Annotated in this window: 14 protein-coding genes, 1 tRNA gene and 1 pseudogene; 11 read left to right on the plus strand and 5 right to left on the minus strand. The window is 61.7% G+C overall.

Translation table 11 applies throughout. The features are described from left to right. The first annotated feature begins 117 nt into the window (after window positions 1-117). The 3 genes from NLM32_RS39655 to NLM32_RS39665 all read left to right on the plus strand — a co-directional run bounded on the left by NLM32_RS39655 (window position 118) and on the right by NLM32_RS39665 (window position 4,287). Window positions 118-1,341, plus strand: a complete 1,224-nt coding sequence (locus NLM32_RS39655; RefSeq protein ID WP_254135532.1) for an ABC transporter substrate-binding protein — start codon at window positions 118-120, stop codon at window positions 1,339-1,341. Between the two features lie 228 nt (window positions 1,342-1,569). Further along, window positions 1,570-2,799, plus strand: a complete 1,230-nt coding sequence (locus NLM32_RS39660) for an ABC transporter substrate-binding protein (protein WP_254134088.1) — start codon at window positions 1,570-1,572, stop codon at window positions 2,797-2,799. Between the two features lie 204 nt (window positions 2,800-3,003). Next, entirely contained in the window at window positions 3,004-4,287 is a 1,284-nt protein-coding gene (locus tag NLM32_RS39665; protein WP_254134089.1) for a glycerate kinase, read from the plus strand. A 175-nt stretch (window positions 4,288-4,462) separates the two neighbouring features. On the opposite strand, the gene NLM32_RS39670 is transcribed toward NLM32_RS39665, so the two are convergent. Then, the gene (locus NLM32_RS39670; protein WP_254134090.1) at window positions 4,463-4,984 is read right to left on the minus strand and encodes a MarR family winged helix-turn-helix transcriptional regulator; all 522 of its coding nucleotides are present in this window, start codon (window positions 4,982-4,984) and stop codon (window positions 4,463-4,465) included. Between the two features lie 177 nt (window positions 4,985-5,161). Here NLM32_RS39670 and NLM32_RS39675 point away from each other — a divergent pair, with 177 nt between their 5' ends. Genes NLM32_RS39675 through NLM32_RS39685 form a run of 3 tightly spaced genes read left to right on the plus strand, consistent with a single transcriptional unit; the run spans window position 5,162 to window position 8,708 of the window. Further along, complete coding sequence (locus NLM32_RS39675; RefSeq protein WP_254134091.1) at window positions 5,162-6,202, plus strand: branched-chain amino acid ABC transporter permease; 1,041 nt, start codon at window positions 5,162-5,164, stop codon at window positions 6,200-6,202. An 8-nt stretch (window positions 6,203-6,210) separates the two neighbouring features. Further along, window positions 6,211-7,980: an ATP-binding cassette domain-containing protein gene (locus tag NLM32_RS39680; RefSeq protein WP_254134092.1), complete on the plus strand. Its 1,770-nt coding sequence runs from the start codon at window positions 6,211-6,213 to the stop codon at window positions 7,978-7,980. Then, complete coding sequence (locus NLM32_RS39685) at window positions 7,977-8,708, plus strand: ABC transporter ATP-binding protein (RefSeq protein WP_254134093.1); 732 nt, start codon at window positions 7,977-7,979, stop codon at window positions 8,706-8,708. The genes NLM32_RS39680 and NLM32_RS39685 overlap by 4 nt, the downstream gene beginning before the upstream one ends. A gap of 51 nt (window positions 8,709-8,759) precedes the next feature. On the opposite strand, the gene NLM32_RS39690 is transcribed toward NLM32_RS39685, so the two are convergent. Then, the gene (locus NLM32_RS39690; protein WP_254134094.1) at window positions 8,760-9,302 is read right to left on the minus strand and encodes a disulfide bond formation protein B; all 543 of its coding nucleotides are present in this window, start codon (window positions 9,300-9,302) and stop codon (window positions 8,760-8,762) included. A gap of 220 nt (window positions 9,303-9,522) precedes the next feature. Here NLM32_RS39690 and NLM32_RS39695 point away from each other — a divergent pair. The 4 genes from NLM32_RS39695 (at window position 9,523) to NLM32_RS39710 (ending at window position 13,373) form a co-directional block, all read left to right on the plus strand. Then, window positions 9,523-9,607 (plus strand) — tRNA-Leu (locus tag NLM32_RS39695). A gap of 210 nt (window positions 9,608-9,817) precedes the next feature. After that, window positions 9,818-11,194: a site-specific integrase gene (locus NLM32_RS39700; protein WP_254134095.1), complete on the plus strand. Its 1,377-nt coding sequence runs from the start codon at window positions 9,818-9,820 to the stop codon at window positions 11,192-11,194. A 515-nt stretch (window positions 11,195-11,709) separates the two neighbouring features. Beyond that, a complete protein-coding gene (locus NLM32_RS39705) occupies window positions 11,710-12,102 on the plus strand; it encodes an avidin/streptavidin family protein (RefSeq protein ID WP_254134096.1) in 393 nt (130 codons plus the stop codon). 245 nt (window positions 12,103-12,347) lie between these two features. Beyond that, window positions 12,348-13,373: an IS110 family transposase gene (locus tag NLM32_RS39710; RefSeq protein ID WP_254128873.1), complete on the plus strand. Its 1,026-nt coding sequence runs from the start codon at window positions 12,348-12,350 to the stop codon at window positions 13,371-13,373. Window positions 13,374-13,717: 344 nt separating this feature from the next. Here the strand turns inward: NLM32_RS39710 and NLM32_RS39715 are convergent. From NLM32_RS39715 to NLM32_RS39725, 3 genes and pseudogenes are all read right to left on the minus strand, one after another. After that, window positions 13,718-14,814: pseudogene (locus tag NLM32_RS39715) on the minus strand (IS3 family transposase); the annotation flags it as partial. Window positions 14,815-15,925: 1,111 nt separating this feature from the next. Continuing rightward, window positions 15,926-16,120, minus strand: a complete 195-nt coding sequence (locus NLM32_RS39720; protein ID WP_254134097.1) for a hypothetical protein — start codon at window positions 16,118-16,120, stop codon at window positions 15,926-15,928. Between the two features lie 782 nt (window positions 16,121-16,902). After that, the gene (locus tag NLM32_RS39725; RefSeq protein WP_254134098.1) at window positions 16,903-17,184 is read right to left on the minus strand and encodes a hypothetical protein; all 282 of its coding nucleotides are present in this window, start codon (window positions 17,182-17,184) and stop codon (window positions 16,903-16,905) included. A 275-nt stretch (window positions 17,185-17,459) separates the two neighbouring features. Here NLM32_RS39725 and NLM32_RS46455 point away from each other — a divergent pair, with 275 nt between their 5' ends. Beyond that, window positions 17,460-17,663 carry a hypothetical protein gene (locus NLM32_RS46455; RefSeq protein ID WP_375143612.1) on the plus strand — a complete coding sequence of 68 codons (204 nt, stop codon included), beginning with the start codon at window positions 17,460-17,462 and terminating at the stop codon, window positions 17,661-17,663. Window positions 17,664-17,700 lie beyond the last annotated feature (37 nt).

Below are 17,700 nucleotides of genomic sequence, written 5' to 3' on the forward strand. Positions count from 1 at the left end.
CGCTGACGCTGGAGTCCAAGGTCGAAAAGCCCCCGCGAGCAATCGCGGGGGCTTTTTGTTGACGTCGTGCATCAATCTTGTTCAATGCGGCGCCGATCCAGGTGAGGTGGGAGAATGATGTCTGCCGTTCGATTTCAGGTTGTGGTGATTTCGGCCGCATTTGCATTGTGCACTGCGATGAATCCCGCACTGGCACAGAAGTCCTACGACAGCGGCGCTTCCGATACCGAGATCAAGATCGGCAACATCATGCCCTATAGCGGCCCGGCCTCGGCCTACGCCGTGATCGGCAAGGCCGAGGAAGCCTATTTCAACAAGGTCAATAGCGAGGGCGGCGTCAACGGCCGCAAGATCAAGTTCATCTCGTATGACGATGCTTATTCGCCGCCGAAGACGGTGGAACAGGCCCGCAAGCTGGTCGAAAGCGACAACGTGCTCTTGATCTTCGGCTCGCTCGGCACCTCCACCAATGGCGCGATCCGCAAATACATGAACGAGAAGAAGGTGCCGCAATTGTTCGTGGCGAGCGGCGCTTCGAAGTGGAACGATCCGAAGAACTTCCCGTGGACCATGGGCTGGCAGCCGAGCTACGCCAGCGAAGCCAGGATCTACGCCAAGTACATCATGAAGGAAAAGCCGGACGGAAAGATCGGCGTGCTCTACCAGAACGACGATTTCGGCAAGGACTATCTGAAGGGGCTGAAGGACGGGCTCGGCGCCAAGGCCGCGATGATCGTGATGGAGGAGCCGTACGACACCTCGGAGCCCGCGATCGACGAGCACGTCGTGAAGCTGAAGGCAGCCGGCGCGGACGTCTTCATCAGCATCACCACGCCGAAATTCGCGGCGCAGGCGATCAAGAAGGCGGCCGAGATCAACTGGCACCCGATGCACATCATCTCCAACGTCTCGGCATCGGTCGGCGGCGTGATCGAGCCGGCAGGCTTCGAGATCTCGCAAGGCATCCTGTCGGCGAGCTACACCAAGGACGGCTCCGACCCGCAATGGAATGCCGACGAGGGCATGAAGCGGTTTTATAACTTCGTCACGCAGTTCAATCCGAAGGCCAACAAGCTCGATGCCGGCGTGGTGTTCGGCTATGCCGCCGCCCAGACCATGGTGAAGGTGCTGCAGATGTGCGGCGACAATCTGACCCGCGACAACATCATGAAGCAGGCGGCGAGCATGAAGGATTTCGAGCCGGACACGCTGCTGCCGGGCATCAAGATCAACACCGCGCCCGACAATTTCGCGCCGATCGAGCAGCTCCAGATGATGCGGTTCAAGGGCAAGACCTGGGAATTGTTCGGCGAAATCATCTCGAGTGACCTCGGTCACTGATCGCAACCCAGAATAGCCAGATTTTCTGAAGGCAACTCAAGACGGTTTCGCCTTCTCGCAGTTGCACAGGCGCTTCTGACTACTAAAGACGCAGCCCCTGCGGCGTTGTCGCGGGGGCTTTCTGTTGAAGGCCCAGGGCAAATCGTATTGAATTGCGGCTGCGTCCGCCAAAAACAATCAAGGCAAGAAAAGGAGCGCACACACACCAAGAAAAATAGGGAGATTGGAATGCCCGCTGTCACCGGCAAGCTTGCGGCCGCGTCACTGGCGCTCGCGCTCATTGCAGCCGCGACCTCCACCGCATCGGCCCAGAAGAAATACGATACCGGCGCGACCGATACCGAGATCAAGATCGGCAACATCATGCCCTACAGCGGACCGGCCTCCGCCTACGGCATCATCGGGCGGACCGAAGCCGCCTATTTCAAGAAAATCAACGACGAAGGCGGCATCAACGGCCGCAAGATCAACTACGTCTCCTACGACGACGCCTACTCGCCGCCGAAGACGGTCGAGCAGGCGCGCAAGCTGGTCGAGAGCGACGAGGTGCTGTTCATCTTCAATTCGCTCGGCACGCCGTCGAACTCGGCGATCCACAAATACATGAACACGAAGAAAGTGCCGCAGCTGTTCGTCGCGACAGGTGCCACCAAGTGGAACGATCCGCAGAACTTCCCGTGGACGATGGGCTGGCAGCCCAATTACCAGAGCGAGACGCAGATCTATGCCAAGTGGCTCTTGAAGAACAAGCCCGACGCCAAGATCGCGGTGCTCTACCAGAACGACGATTACGGCAAGGACTATCTCAAGGGCCTGAAGGACGGACTTGGCGCCAAGGCCGCTTCGATGATCGTGATGGAGGAGAGCTACGAGACCTCCGAGCCGACCATCGACAGCCACATCGTCAAGCTGCGGTCGACCGGCGCCGACGTCTTCATGAACATCACGACGCCGAAATTCGCCGCCCAGGCGATCAAGAAGGTCGCCGAGATCGGCTGGAAGCCGCTGCACTTCCTCAACAACGTCTCGGCCTCCGTCGGCAGCGTGATGAAGCCCGCCGGATACGAGAACGGCCAGGACATCATCTCGGCCGACTATCTCAAGGACGTGTCGGATCCGGAATGGAACAACGATCCCGGCATGAAGGAATTTCTGGCCTTCATGGGCAAGTACTTCCCCGAGGGCGACAAGCTCGACAAGGGCACTATCGTCGGCTTCGCGGTGGCGCAGACGCTGGTCCAGGTGCTGAAGCAGTGCGGCGATGATCTCACGCGCGAGAACATCATGAAGCAGGCGGCGAGCCTGAAGGACTTCCGCACCGAGGCGCTGCTGCCAGGCATCAAGATCAACACCGGGCCGAACGACTTTGCGCCGATCAGCCAGCTCCAGCTCGAGAAGTTCAAGGGCGAGAAATGGGAACTGTTCGGCGACGTCATCAGCGCCGACGCCGGCGGCTGACCCGTCGTCCCCTGCGACGATAACAAGCCCCCTGCGAGATGATCGCAGGGGGTTTTTGCTGTGCGCCGATTATGATCACGCGATTGCACAATCGAATGATGGTAAAGCCTGCTTACCCTTTGGCGCCCGATGCGCTAGGCAGGGGCATGGCGACGTTCTCGCCACAGCTCTAGTCTGCTCACGAGTTTGCTGAAGGCCCTCGTCATGACCGACCGACGCCCCCTGCTCCGCGCGCTCTACGACGCCGCCGTTGCCGCCGCCCATCCCAACACGATCCTGGCGCCGCATCTGCGCCCCGTACCCAAGGGGCGCGTGATCTGCCTCGCCGCCGGCAAGGGCGCGGCCGCGATGGCCGCGGCTGCCGAGCGGCATTATCTCGACACGCTCAAGCTCACGCCGGAGCGGCTCGTCGGCATCGCCACCACGCGCCATGGCTATGGCGTGCCGACGCGTCGCATCCGCGTCGTCGAGGCCGGCCATCCCGTGCCGGACGAGGCCGGCCTCAAGGGCGCCGCCGATACGCTCGCGCTCGCTGGCGAGGCCGGCCCTGACGATCTGCTGCTGGTGCTGCTCACCGGCGGCGGTTCGGCGAACTGGATCGCGCCGGTTGACGGCATCAGCTTTGCCCAGAAGCAGGCGGTCAACAAGGCGCTGCTGCGCTCGGGCGCGCCGATCGGCGAGATGAATATCGTGCGCAAACATCTCTCGCGCATCAAGGGCGGGCGACTGGCGCGCGCGGGCCGGAACGCCGCCGAGATCGTGACGCTCGCGATCTCCGACGTGCCGCATGACGATCCCTCCGCGATCGCCTCCGGCCCGACCGTCCCCGATCCGACCACGCTGGCAGATGCGCGCGCGATCGTCGCGAAGTACAAGCTCGCCATCGACGATGCCGTGCGCCGCGCGCTCGACGATCCCGCCAATGAAAGTGCCAAGCCGGGCGATGCCGCCTTTGCGCGCGCGCATTTCGAGTTGATCGCGCGTCCCAAGCAATCGCTCGACGCCGCGGTGAAGCGCGCGAAAGACGCCGGCTACGAGACCATCGATCTCGGCGCCGATCTCGAGGGCGAGGCGCGCGACGTCGCGGCCGATCACGCCAGGCTGGCGTTGCAGGCTCGCGCGCAAGGCAAGCGCGTCGCGATCCTCTCCGGCGGCGAGTTGACCGTGACCGTGCGCGGCCAGGGGCGCGGTGGCCCTAACCAGGAATATGCGCTGGCGCTGGCTTCGCTGTTGAAAGACACACCTGACATCTCGGCACTCGCCGGTGACACCGACGGCGCCGACGGCGGCGCCGGCCACCCCACCGATCCCGCCGGCGCGCTGATCGATGCAGCGACATTTGCGAAGATGAAGGCGCTGGCGCTTCAGCCGCAGGCGTATCTCGACAACAACGACGCGACCACGTTCTTCGAGGCGACGGGGGATTTGTTGCAGCCGGGACCGACGCTAACGAACGTGAACGATATTCGCGTGATTTTGGTGGATTGAGGTCGCGCTTACCCTCCCCTGGAGGGGGAGGGTCGGCTCGCAATCGAGCACAGCGAGATGCGAGACGGGGTGGGGTGACGGTCTCTCCACATCCAACAGCGCCCAAGTGGAGAGATCACCCCACCCCGCTCGCGCTTCGCGCGATCGACCCTCCCCCTCCAGGGGAGGGTAAGAGTCAAAACTCGTTCGCGATCTTCGACAGCATCCCGAGCAGGGCTTCGCGGTTGGCCTGCCCCAGCAGCTCGTTGAGCCGCGACTCGTGCTTGGTGGCGACGAGCTTCTTGGCGCGCGTCAGGACCGCCTTGCCCTTGTCGGTCAAAACCAGGATGTGCGAGCGGCGGTCGTTGGTGGAACGGATCCGCGCGCAGAGGTCGCGGCTCTCGAGATTATCGAGCATGGCGACGAAATTCGGCCGGAGAATGCCGAGGGTGGAGGCGATCTCGGTCTGGTTACGGCCCGGGTTCTTCTCCACCAGCAGGAGCACCGAGAACTGCGCCGGCGTCAGCTGGAGCGAGGCCATGCAGCGCAAAAAGTTCTCGAACACCTTGAGCTGGGCGCGCTTGAGCACGTAGCCGAGCTGCTCCGAGAGCTCGCCGAGCTGGAGGGCTTCGGGCAGGCCGTCGGCGGCATCCTTGCGGCCCTTGGTCGCGTCGGGCGCCTTTTCGGCAGACTTTTCAGCGGATTTCGAAACGGTCATCGCCTCATGCTCGCAATCCCGCTAAATTCGGGACGGGTCGTTCGCCGCCCTTGAGATTATATTTGATAATTGTTATGGACCATATCAAATATCGTCAGCGTATTTCAATGGCTGTGAACGGACCATCCACCGCAACCGCGGAGGCCGGTCCGGATCGTTAAGGGGGAGCGTCCGGTCTTGAACACCACCATCATGCTGTTCCTGCTGCAGGACGGCATTACCAATGGCGCGATCTATGCGCTGCTCGGCCTGGCGCTGGTGCTGGTGTTCGCCGTCACCCGCGTCATCCTCATCCCCCAGGGCGAATTCGTCACCTATGGCGCGCTGACCTATGCCTCGCTGGCCTCGGGCCAGATGCCGGGCACGGCCAAGCTTGCCTTGGCCCTGGGCATCGGCGCCTGCGCCTTCGACCTGTTCGTAGCCCGCAAGGCGCTGCATGGCCGGCTGATCGTCCGCAGCGTCCTCGCCAACGTCGTGCTGCCGGCCATTGTGCTGGCGCTGACCATCACCTTCGCCGCCCAGAAGCCGCCGGTCGCGGTCTGCATCGCGCTGTCGCTGGTGATCGTGGCGATGATCGGCCTCTATCTCTACCGCATCGCGTTCCAGCCGCTGGCGCACACCTCGGTGCTGGTGCTGCTGATCGCCTCGGTCGGCGTGCATCTGGCGCTTCAGGGATTGGGCTTGCTGTTCTTCGGCGCCGAGGGCCAGCGCGGACCGGCCGTGCTGTCCGGCGCGTTCACCGCGGGCTCGCTGCGCTTCACCGGCCAGAGCCTCACGGTCTACGGCATCACCATCGCCTTCATCGTCGGGCTCTGGCTGTTCTTCGGGCTGACGCTTTACGGCAAGGCGTTGCGTGCCACCGCCGTCAACCGGCTGGGCGCCCGGCTCGCCGGCATCCGCACCACGCTGTCGGGGCAGATCGCCTTCCTGCTGGCCTCCGTCATCGGCGCGCTGTCGGGCATCATGATCGTCCCGATCACGACGCTCTACTACGACTCGGGCTTCCTGATCGGCCTGAAGGGCTTTGTCGCCGCGATCATCGGCGGCCTCGTCAGCTATCCCCTCACGGCGGTCGCGGCCCTGTTCGTCGGCATCGTCGAGGCGTTCTCGTCCTTCTATGCCTCCAACTACAAGGAGGTGATCGTGTTCATGCTCCTGATCCCCGTGCTGCTGCTGCGCTCGCTCGCCGCGCCCGCCGTCGAAGAAGAGAAGGACTGAGGCCAAAGATGCAGAGCCGGCTTCCCATCCTCATCTTCGCCGTCGTGATGGCAGCGATCCCGTTCATCCCGGGCATGCCGCCGTTCTGGATCGTGCTGCTCGACAATATCGGCCTTGCCGCGCTGGTCGCGATGGGCCTCGTGCTGCTCACAGGCGTCGGCGGCCTCACCTCGTTCGGACAGGCCGCCTTCGTCGGCTTCGGCGCCTACACCACGGCGCTGCTGACGACGGCTTACGGCCTGTCGCCCTGGCTGACCTTGCCGCTATCGCTCGTGGTCAGCGGATCGCTCGCGGTGCTGCTCGGCCTGGTCACGGTCCGCCTCTCCGGCCATTACCTGCCGCTCGGCACGCTGGCCTGGGGGCTCGGCCTGTTCTACCTCTTCAGCAAGCTCGAATTCCTCGGGCGCAACGACGGCATCTCGGCGATCCCGCCGCTGTCGATCGGCTCGTTCAGGATGCTCGATCCCGGCTCGATCTACTTTGCGATCTGGGTCGCGGTCATCCTCTCCGCCCTGCTCACGATGAACCTGCTGGACTCCCGCACCGGCCGCGCCATCCGCGCGCTGCGGCGCGGCCATGTCGCGGCCGAAGCGTTCGGCGTGCACACGCCGCGCGCCAAGCTCCTGGTGTTCATCCACGCCGCCGTGCTCGCCGGCCTCTCCGGCTGGCTCTACGCCCATCTCCAGCGCGCGGTGAACCCGACGCCGTTCGGCGCGCAGGCCGGCATCGAATATCTCTTCATCGCGGTGGTCGGCGGCGCCGGTTACGTCTGGGGCGGCGTGCTGGGGGCTGCGATCGTCGTGATCCTGAAAGAGGCGCTGCAGAGCTACCTGCCGATGATCCTGCCCGGCTCCGGCCAGGTCGAGACCATCGTGTTCGGCATCATGCTGGTGGCGCTGCTGCAGCTCGCGCCCGGCGGCGTCTGGCCCTGGCTGATGTCGCACCTGCCCGAACGCACCGGCGGCAGGAAGCCGGACACCTCGCTGAAGCTCGAGGCGCGCTCCCGCGCACCCGGCCAGTCCGGCGTGCTGCTCCAGGTCGAGAAGGCGCGCAAGCAGTTCGGCGGCGTGGTCGCGGTCAACAACGTCTCCTTCGACGTCCAGGCCCGCGAGATCGTGGCGCTGATCGGTCCCAACGGCGCCGGCAAGAGCACCACCTTCAACCTGATCACCGGCGTGCTGTCGGCAACCTCCGGCTCGATCTCGGTGCTCGGCAAGAAGGTCGATCGCGCGCCGCCGCAGGAGATCGTCAAGCTCGGCATCAGCAGGACCTTCCAGCACGTCAAGCTGGTCCCCGACATGACCGTGCTGGAAAATGTCGCGATCGGCGCGCATCTGCGCGGCCATTCCGGGCCGCTCGCCTCGATGCTGCGTCTCGACCGCGCCGATGAAGCCAAACTGCTTGCGGAAGCCGCCCGGCAGATCGAGCGGGTCGGCCTCGCCGACCAGATGCACCAGCTCGCCGGATCGCTCTCGCTCGGCCAGCAGCGCATCGTCGAGATCGCCCGCGCGCTCTGCGTCGATCCGATGCTGCTGCTGCTCGACGAGCCCGCGGCCGGCCTGCGCCACATGGAGAAGCAGCAGCTCGCGAAGTTGCTGCGCGATCTGCGCGACGGCGGCATGAGCGTGCTGCTGGTCGAGCACGACATGGGCTTTGTGATGAATCTCGCCGATCGCATCGTGGTGCTGGATTTCGGCACCAAGATCGCGGAAGGCACGCCCGCCACGATCAAGACCAATCCCGAAGTGATCAAGGCCTATCTCGGAGTGGCGGCATGAGCGCGCTGTTGTCCGTCACAGATGCACATGTCGCCTATGGCAAGGTCGAGGCCGTGCGCTCGGTTGGGCTCGAAGTCGGCGAGAACCAGATCGTCACCATCGTCGGCGCCAACGGCGCCGGCAAGACCACGCTGCTGTCGGCCATCATGGGCATCCTGCCGTTGAAGGGCCGCGTCGCCTTTGCCGGCCAGGACCTTGCCCGGCTCGACATCGAGGACCGCGTCGCGATGGGGCTCGGCCTGGTCCCTGAGCACCGCGAATTGTTCGTGACCATGAATGTCGAGGACAATCTCGAGCTCGGCGCTTTCCGCATCGAGCGCAGCAAGGCGAAGGCCTCGATGGAGCAGGTCTACACGCTGTTTCCGCGGCTGAAGGAGCGGCGCAAGCAGTTCGCCGGCACGCTCTCCGGCGGCGAGCAGCAGATGCTCGCCATGGGCCGCGCGCTGATGGGCGCCCCGAAACTCCTGATGCTGGACGAGCCGAGCCTCGGTCTCGCGCCGATCATCGTCGCCGACATTTTCCGCATCATCACCGAGCTGCGCGCCAGCGGCGTGTCTGTGCTGCTGGTCGAGCAGAACGCACAGGCCGCGCTGAAGATCGCCGACCAGGCCTATGTGATGGAGCTCGGCGAGTTCGTCCTCAGCGGCAAGGCCAGCGACATCGCGGCGAACGAGCGGGTGGCGGCCAGCTATCTCGGCTTCCAGCACGAAGGCGAGAGCGCAATCTAGGTTGTTATTTGAGCATGATCTGTTCGGAAAACCGCTACACGCTTTTCCGGATCATGCTCGCTTCGCCGTCCGCACAAAGCCCCAGGCGGCGATCGCGGCCATCAACAGCGAGATCAGCACGTTGTAGCCGGCGAGCGAGAGGCCGAGGAAGCGCCATTGCACCTCGTCGCAGCGCACCACCTTGACGGTGTCGAGCCGCGACAGCAGATCGCCGGCGCTGCCGAGATTGACGACCGGGCCGCTGCAATCGGTCGGGCCCTTCCAGAACCCCCATTCGACGCCCGAGTGATAGGTGCCGAGGCCGGCATTGGCGAGCGCCGCCAGCGCGAGGATTGCGAGCCCGGCCAGCAGCAGCGGCCGCGGCGCGCCGCTCCGCGCCGCAACGGCCGTGAGCGCACCGACCGGGATCATGAGGTAATAGGCGTAGCGCTGCTCGAGGCAGAGCGGACAGGGCAGGATCTCGAGGACGAGCTGGAAGAACCAGGCGCCCGCAATCGTCGCCGCGGCGATCAGGGTGACGGCCAGCGAGCCGGTCAGCGCAGGCGCGCTGGCGGCCGGTCGAAATGCGGGCATTGCGGCACTCTGGGTCGTCACGGCGGCCTCTTTCGGATGGGGCGTGGCGCTAGATTCTCATTTTGATGCGTTTTCCTGACGTGAACCGGTATCCACTTCGCTCGAAAACGCCACTAGCCTCTAACCCCAGCCTAGGCCCCTGTCGAGAACGCCCGGGATCACTTTGGCGCGGGTTGACCCCGGTTTCTCCATGGCTATAGTCCGCCGGCTTCGTGAGGCTCCTTCCGGGACCCGACCGAGGGCCCCTGTGGCGGAACTGGTAGACGCGCTCGACTCAAAATCGAGTTCCGCAAGGAGTGCTGGTTCGATTCCGGCCAGGGGCACCAACTAGCCTGTTCGGGCCGGTTCGAAAGCGTTCGGAACCGTTCGCGCAGCACCCAGAACCCCTTGAAAAATAGGCCTTTCCGCGTACATCGGTGTTCGTCACCGTTTGTTCTCATCCGATCCCAGCCGCCCGATTTGTCGGTATTTTTGTCGGTATCTGAAGAACAAACGTTCACGGCGACTTTCGCTTCTCCGAACGAAGGGATTTTCAGATGGCCGGCAAGAATGATGGCGTGTGCGCCAACCCCAAGCAGATCAAGACAGACGTCGACTGCCGAGCCGCGCGACCGAAATTCGACAACGGGTGGAGCCCCGCCAAGATCTCCGACGTGACCGGCGGCGGTCTCTATCTCTTCGTCACGCCCGACCAGAGCAACCCCGGCAACGCTGCCTCCAAGCTCTGGCGGATGGACTACCGCTTCCACACCCGTCGGAAAACCTACTCCATCGGCCCTTACGGCAACGGCAAGGATGGCACGTTCTCGCTCGCCGACGCGCGGCGAGAGCGTAACAAGGCCAAAGACCTGCTCAAAGAAGGCAAAGACCCGAGCACCGAGAAGCAGCTCGACAAGCACAGGCAGACGGCCGCCCGCTCTTTCGGGCAATGGGCCGACGAGTGGCTCGCGAAGAAGAAAATCGAAAAAGTCAAACGCGGCAGGATCGTCGCCGTGCGCGACCCCAAGACCATCGAGGTGCTTGAGCTGCGTGTCGGCTACGTCAAAGCTCGCTTCGGCAAGTTATCTAGGCTGGACATCAAGCGTCCGGACGTTCTCGCGTTCATGCGTTCATACGAAACCGAGGGAAAGCTGGAAACGCGCGACCGCGTGCGCAGCATCGGTGAGCAAATCTGCAACTATGCCGATGTCGAAGGCGACGGCTACAATCCATTCCGCAACCTGAAGGGGCAGATGATCGCCAACATTTCGACGCCACGTCCCGGCGTCACCGAACCACGTGACGTGACGCGCGTCTTCAAGCTCATCAGCGCACCGTGGACGAGAGGGAGGTTTGGTGACGTTGTTGGCCTCGCCTTGCGCTTCGATGCACTGACCATTCCCCGCCCCGGCATGGTCAATAAAATGGAGCGGAGCGAGGTCGATTGGGACGCCGAACGCTGGACTGTTCCAGCCGCCAAGATGAAGACCGGCTGGGACCATGTCGTGCCCTTGTCACGGCAGGCACTCGCAATCCTGCGGAGCGTTCAGAAGCTAACCGGCCATCGCCGATACGCGTTTTCCTGCTCCAAGGACGCGCCGCTATCAAACAACACGCTCAACAAGCGCTTGCGGCTGCTTGGCATTGACACCAAGACTGATCATTGTGCCCACGGATTCCGGACCACCTTCTCGACCCTGTCCCACCACGAAGAGATCAAGGATGCCAAGTCATGGGATGGCGATGTGGTCGAGCTGCAGCTTGCCCATCTCGATAACTCTACCGTGGAAGGTCTCTACAAGAGGCACGGACCGCTCGCCCTGATCGGCTCGCGCACGAAGCTGATGCAGCACTGGGCTGATCGGATCGACAACTGGCTCGATCCCAAGAAGGTAACGCCGATCAAGGGAGGCGCGCAGGTTTGCATCACTTAAAGACGCTCCATCCAGGTCGCCTGCGCCGCTAGAATCGGTGGTTGCGGGAACAAGCAACACAGGTTCTACACGCAAGATGGTAATTCGACCGCCCGGGTTGCCGTGCGAAAAGCCCTTCAGGACGGAAATTCATTCAGGCCCATGCAGACGGGGTCTGGAATGACAATCTGTTCGCCCTCGACGAGTGCTCGACCTAGATCAATCGCGGCAGACGCCACAAGCAGCTTCTCGTCGATAAGCGCGGGGCAATAGCAGTTCTCCGGCCCCCGATCACAAAGATGATCCTGTGCAAACGCCAGCTAAAAACCGAGCAGCCGGCTCGGCTCGCGGCCGCCAGTTGCGGGTGCTTGGGTAAAGGTTCGGCGGGCTCGACGAAATTTGACTGCGCCGCGATCCAGCGCGACTTGACGCATATGCGCCGCATTCCGTTGCCAAATGCGAGATAAGAGCAGAAAACGTTACCTCAAGTTGTACCAAATTTGATGGTCTTTGAACGACTCTTTTGGGGCTTCAATATGAAGAGACTTCTGGCACTTTTTCTGCTCGTCCAATCCTTGCTGCTTTCCGCGGAGGCCATGGCGCAGGGGCTTCCTGCTCCCTCATACTGGAAAAATGAACGAGGTTCGGAACTGTTGATTTGGTCCGCCAACACTGGGGCAATACAGGGGATTTTCACAAACCATGCTCAAGGGTTTGCGTGCCAGGGCATCCCTTATCCCGCATCGGGAGCCGTTAGTCCAACCGGGCTGTATTTTGTTGTTACTTTCTCCCAGTGCAATTCCTTTACCCGCTGGGTTGGAAGAGTTAAGGGATCTCAAATGCCAACGTCTTGGACGCTGTTTTACGTTGATAAGAAGGGTAAGCCTAGCAAGTTGAAGGGCGCGGATACATTCACGCGGATTTGGTAGTTTTCAATCTACTTGCAATCCCGCGACCTTAGATTGGAATATCGCTCTTGCGAGGTTTGAAATGGACCCGCGGAGCGGGACCGTTTGAGCCGGTTTGTTAGTTGGGAAATCCGACCGCTCCTACTTCCTTTCTATCACGCCGCCAACGACGTTGTCTGCTGTTGCTGTGATGGGGTGGACGCCCCTCGACGGCATCGATATGCCAAAGTGAGGGGTGTTGAACCGTCACAAAAGAGGAGGCGTCCGTGAACGAGGTTAGCACGATTGGACTAGACTTGGCGAAACATGTTTTTCAGGCACATGGCGCAGACGCTGGCGGCGATGTTGTTTTCCGCAAACAGCTGCGTCGTGACAAAGTGCTGGCTTTCTTTGCCCGGCAGCCTGCGTGCCTGGTAGCGATGGAAGCCTGCGCCAGCGCCCATTACTGGGCTCGTGAAATTGGCAAGCTAGGTCACACAGTGCGTCTGATTCCACCGTCCTATGTAAAGCCCTTTGTTAAGCGCCAGAAAAACGATATGGCCGATGCAGAAGCGATTTGCGAAGCAGCCCAACGCCCCACCATGCGCTTTGCCGCCGCGAAGAGTGAGGACCAGCAGGCGAGCGCGGTCGTGTTTCGCGCTCGTGATCTTTTGGTCCGGCAACGTACTCAGATCATAAACGCGCTGCGAGGTCACCTCGCCGAATACGGCCTGGTCGTTGCAAAGGGGGCGTCCAATGTCGCCGGGCTGGTTGAGCACGCGCAAGCTTCCGGGAGCGGCGTGCCAACGGCGGCGCACCCGGCGCTCGACATCCTGGTCAAGATGCTGGGGGTGCTGGAAGAGCAAATCAAGCAACTCGATATTGAGATCGCGCGACGAGCCCGAGAAGAGGAGGTTGCTCGACGGCTTATGACGGTTCCTGGCATCGGCCCAATCACGGCGACGGCTCTGATGGCGCTAGCGCCTGAGCCTGAAAACTTCAAACGTGGCCGGGATTTCGCTGCGTGGTTGGGTTTGACGCCGCTGCAACGTTCCACTGGTGGAAAACAGAAGCTCGGCCAAATATCGAAAATGGGTGAGCGAACGCTGCGGCGTCTCCTCATCATCGGGGCGAGTGCGGTGGTGAAGCTGGCTCGCCGACGCGGTGCATCGCAAGGGACATGGCTGGAGCGCATGCTCGCTCGTAAGCCGCCCATGCTTGTCGCGGTCGCTCTTGCCAACAAGATGGCTCGCACCGTTTGGGCTTTGATGGTCAACGGTGGGGTCTACAAAGCTCCGGTCGCAGCGGCTTAATCGCTTAGTCCGCCCGGCCAGAGGTCGTCGAGGAGGTAGGAAGGTCAAACGGAAGGTACGGCGCAACAGTCGATGAGACGGGGTCAGGAAAACCAGTACATGCCCAGGTGCTTCCAAGCACGCTGCTGTGATTTGGATCTGATCCGCGAACTCCCATACGGGCCCGCGACATCTGACGGTCGCAATAAAGGCCGGACAGATGTCAGCACCCGACTACGCGCAACACCTGATCGAAAGATTCTTCTTGCATCCAGCGGGGCGTCCACAGATGGGCATGTGGTCAACGCGGTAGCGTTGTCCATCATGTCCACAGCGGCTGCGGTTGCTTCGCGCCAGACCGCCATCGGCGTGCGATAGCCAAGCGCCTGATGCAAGCGCTGTTCATTGTAGAACTCTATCCACGCGGCGATGCCGGCCTTGGCCTCGCGGCCGTCGGCGTAGCCCTTGAGGTAGATATCCTCATGCTTGAGGGAGCGCCACAGCCGTTCGATGAACACGTTGTCCATCCAGCGGCCGCGGCCATCCATGGAGATCTTGATCCCGGCCGCCGCGAGCGCGCCGGTGAAGGCGGCACTGGTGAATTGCGAGCCTTGATCGGTGTTGAAAATCTCCGGTCGGCCGTGTCGCGCCAAGGCGTCGTCGAGCGCCGCCAGGCAGAACGAGGTGTCCATCGTATTGGACAGACGCCACGCCGGCACGGCGCGGCTCGCCCAGTCGATGATCGCGACGAGGTAGAGGAAGCCGCGGCCAATGGGCAAATAGGTGATGTCGGCCGCCCACACCTGGTTCGGGCGGTCGATCGTCATGTTGCGCAACAGATAGGGATGGATCTTGTGACCCGGCGCCGGCTTGCTGGTGTTCGGCTTCGGACCCAGCGCCGCGATGCCCATCTGGCGCATCAGCCGCTGCACGCGCTTGCGGTTGATCGTCTCGCCCTCGGCCTTCAGCATCGCCGTGATCCGCCGCGAGCCGAGAAATGGCCAGGCGGTGAACAACTCGTCGATCCGCCGCATCACCGCGAGATCATTGTCGTTGGCCGGCTTTGGCAGGCGATAGACGCCGGAGCGCGCCACGCCGAGCAGTTCGCATTGGCGGCGGATCGACAGCCCCTTGTCGGCGCGATCGAGCATCCCGCGACGGTCCGAAACGCTCATCTTCCGGACCTCTTTGCCAAAAAATCCCGCTCCACCGTCAATTGCCCGATCTTGGCGTAGAGGTCCTCGACCTTTTTCTCCGCCGCCTTTTCCGCGTCAAGGCCAACATTGGCGTCGAAGGAGCGCGCCGCATTCTCCAGAAGCTGCTTCTTCCAGGCGTAGATCTGATTGGGGTGAACCTCGTAACGCTGGGCCAAATCGGCGACCGTCGCTTGCTCTCGCACCGCCTCCAAGGCGATCTTCGCCTTCAGCGCTACATCAATCTTCCGTCTCGTCTTCTTCGTCATCATCCGCTCCATCTAGCAAACGGAGCGGTCGCTTTCCAACTTAACTGATGGTCCCAAAAACGGGGTCCATTTCAACCCCGTCTCATGGCTGTCAACGTGTTCGCACACTTCATCGAGGATACTGCGCAACATCGCGGTCGTAGCGGGATCAAACATGGGAACCCCCAGATGAAAAAGCTACCTTAGGGCAGATGCTTTAGTGCTGGATCCAAGATTGTTAAAGGTCAGCGAGAAAATACCGACAGTTTACATCCATTGCGCTTCTTTGCAACGGGCCGAGGGTTCGTCGCATTTGATCGATGCCAGGCGATGATACGCGTTTGCACGATCCCGTTGCGCGTCGAGGCCGAGGCGGTCAGGCATCGGCTGGATTTGCTGCTGTTCACAGAGTCCCTACGCCAGACTGATGCGGCACTCCCGCTCGCTTTTTTTGGTGGCGGGAGGACGGCATCATCCCTTCCGGCGGACTGCACCGCTACTTGCGAGCAGGTGGAGATTCGCCAGTTCGGCTGTCCATCTCGCCATTCCACCGCCGCGCCAAGACGGGAATGAGCTTGTCGTCACCCCTTGCGGGTCCCTCTGTTCGAAGCTGTTCTTCATAGATTCGTGAGCGCGGCGGTCCGAGGACATGGTCAATTGCCAGCCTATCCATCAAAGAATCGCCGCCAAACGCCGGATTCAAGCGCAAACATGGGGCCCATTGCATCAATCAAGATTACAACACTGCTATAGTTGGCCCCCATCAATTCGATCGTACGTCGCACCGGACAGGTTTGGCGATGACTTTCGGAATCGATCCTCGATCCACTAACATCGCGACAGGGGGCAAATTGTAGAGGAGACTGCCGGCGGGTTTCGGGTGAAATGCTCTCAAGTCGAGATGACAGGAGACGAGATTTCTTGATTCGCTTCGCACGATCTTAATCGGAGTAAAGTATTCCACATTTCGCCGTTGCGAGAGGACGACCACTCGGCGGAAAGTGAGTAGGCCACACTAACACCGCCGGCCGGCGTGAACTGAAGCAAAGTCGGTTCGCAGCGGGGGATGGCAGCGCTGCCGGGGTCAAGCGATTGAGACCTATGTAAACGGAAAGCTGCTGGGTTGATCGCTCTATGCGCCGCACAGGCCGACGTTTTCAAGTGCGTCGATCGCGTCAGAAGCGCCCATCCCGGAATGGCACGCATCGATACTCGGCTGATGCAAAATCGGCGGAGACAGCGCATAGAGCTCCTGGTGGCTGGTCTCATCAACGCCTCCATTGTACGGTTCCTTTCCCTCGCTCAGATGAACCAGCCAGATGACCAAGCCCGCCGACCCCTTTCAGATCGCTCGCATGGAACGCGTGCGAGAGCTCCTCGCGGTTAATTCAGGGAATCCCGCGATTCTTGCGGAAACGGCGCCGGCGCCGACTGAAAACCAACGAGGAACGACTCTGTCCTGCTCAGCTCAGCAGGCGATCGAGCAAGGGACCATTGAGGAGCCCAACGCCGAAGCCGGGCGAGGCTCGAGGACATTGGCCGAGAACGTGCCAAACCTTGGGTCGAGGCGCGCCAGCGAGATCATCCTCGCACAATCGGCACGGTCTGGTCGTGCAGACAATCAGGCTTCCGAACTGCGGCGAGCTAGTTCGCCGCCATCTGCGCGAAACTCGCTAGACTAGGAGCCGGCCAATGTCGCGGAGATATCCCGGAGGCCATAAGTCAAGGCGGTGCATTCACTGCGGCCAGGTTGGACCGCACGTTGTCGTCCTCGGCGGCTACGCACACCGCCGCTGCATTGCAAAGCCGATCCAAGTGATGCGACAACGGCCATCGCGATCTACAGGGAAATCTCCGCCCGACCGAAGGCCTTGAGTCTGAAGTCCTTGATCCCGGTGGTCGCGGCTGCTTCATGGACTTTTTGCCGTTGGCGGGCCCGCAGGTGCAACGCGCAACGGGTAAACATCCATTGCGCCGCGTGAGCGTACACCACGATCGTTAGGAAAAGCCGAGTCCCTGTGGCGCCGAGGTTCAGACGCCCAACAACGACCCGACTTTCTTGACCGCACGGTCGCAGCGCTGGAGATTACCATCGGCGAAGAAAGGCGATCAGGGCTGCGCTCTTGTCACGGTGAGGTGAAGCCTCTGCCCGTTCTCCAGCAGAACAGATAACACCGGGCAGTCGGCATTGGTCTTGCCGATGGCAACCGCAGCCTTGCGCTGCCCGAAGGAGTAATGTCTCAGGAGGGCTTCCTTGAAGTCCTCAGCAATCATTTCCAGCGTGTCTGAAAGCCCGGTGGGTGCCATAGATTTGGCTCCTGCGCGCGTTGAAACATCAGCATACTCTTGTTGCAAAGACAATTGCGGCGCACTTCCCTGCATTTTGGACATTTTCCTGCATCGCCTAAGCATTTCGCGGCGAATGTCAGCTCCAGGCGATATTGTCTGGCGAGTGCCACCCAAGCGGCTGAACACAGGTCTAACGAGGTGTTATCGGCGCCGACAGAACTCGTCGGGCTGGCCAGTTCGGAAGTTCGCACGCGAACCGCTTCGCATCTTTCCGATAACGCGCCGGATTTCGGCAACATAAGGTCCCAGATCAGGGAATTCCGCTTTAGTTGCATAGTAGTGTCATTGCCTCCGAAGCAACTAACCAAGCGAAACGAATGGCTCGCTTTTACTTCAACCTGGAAGGCAAGCACAATCTCGATGATCCCGGCGGCCTGGCATTCGAGAACGAGCTCCAGGCGTTTCGTGAGGCACAACGTATAGCAAATGACCTGGCGAGTGCTCAGCCTCGACTACGAGGTACAACTTGCGTGGTTGTTACACGTAAGGATCGGGGTGAGTCGTATTACGTGAGCGTTTGATCGAGCTTACTCATCAGAGTTTTCGGCCATTCTGCTC

The organism is Bradyrhizobium sp. CCGUVB14 (assembly GCF_024199935.1).
Lineage (GTDB): Bacteria > Pseudomonadota > Alphaproteobacteria > Rhizobiales > Xanthobacteraceae > Bradyrhizobium.

Bases quoted from the DNA above. Each gene is read 5' to 3' on its own strand.
- NLM32_RS39680 (WP_254134092.1), top strand. From the start codon at position 6,211: ATGCAGAGCCGGCTTCCCATCCTCATCTTCGCCGTCGTGATGGCAGCG.
- NLM32_RS39725 (WP_254134098.1), bottom strand. From the start codon at position 17,184: ATGTCCAAAATGCAGGGAAGTGCGCCGCAATTGTCTTTGCAACAAGAG.
- NLM32_RS46455 (WP_375143612.1), top strand. From the start codon at position 17,460: ATGGCTCGCTTTTACTTCAACCTGGAAGGCAAGCACAATCTCGATGAT.
- NLM32_RS39665 (WP_254134089.1), top strand. From the start codon at position 3,004: ATGACCGACCGACGCCCCCTGCTCCGCGCGCTCTACGACGCCGCCGTT.
- NLM32_RS39685 (WP_254134093.1), top strand. From the start codon at position 7,977: ATGAGCGCGCTGTTGTCCGTCACAGATGCACATGTCGCCTATGGCAAG.
- NLM32_RS39660 (WP_254134088.1), top strand. From the start codon at position 1,570: ATGCCCGCTGTCACCGGCAAGCTTGCGGCCGCGTCACTGGCGCTCGCG.
- NLM32_RS39655 (WP_254135532.1), top strand. From the start codon at position 118: ATGTCTGCCGTTCGATTTCAGGTTGTGGTGATTTCGGCCGCATTTGCA.
- NLM32_RS39700 (WP_254134095.1), top strand. From the start codon at position 9,818: ATGGCCGGCAAGAATGATGGCGTGTGCGCCAACCCCAAGCAGATCAAG.
- NLM32_RS39705 (WP_254134096.1), top strand. From the start codon at position 11,710: ATGAAGAGACTTCTGGCACTTTTTCTGCTCGTCCAATCCTTGCTGCTT.
- NLM32_RS39670 (WP_254134090.1), bottom strand. From the start codon at position 4,984: ATGACCGTTTCGAAATCCGCTGAAAAGTCTGCCGAAAAGGCGCCCGAC.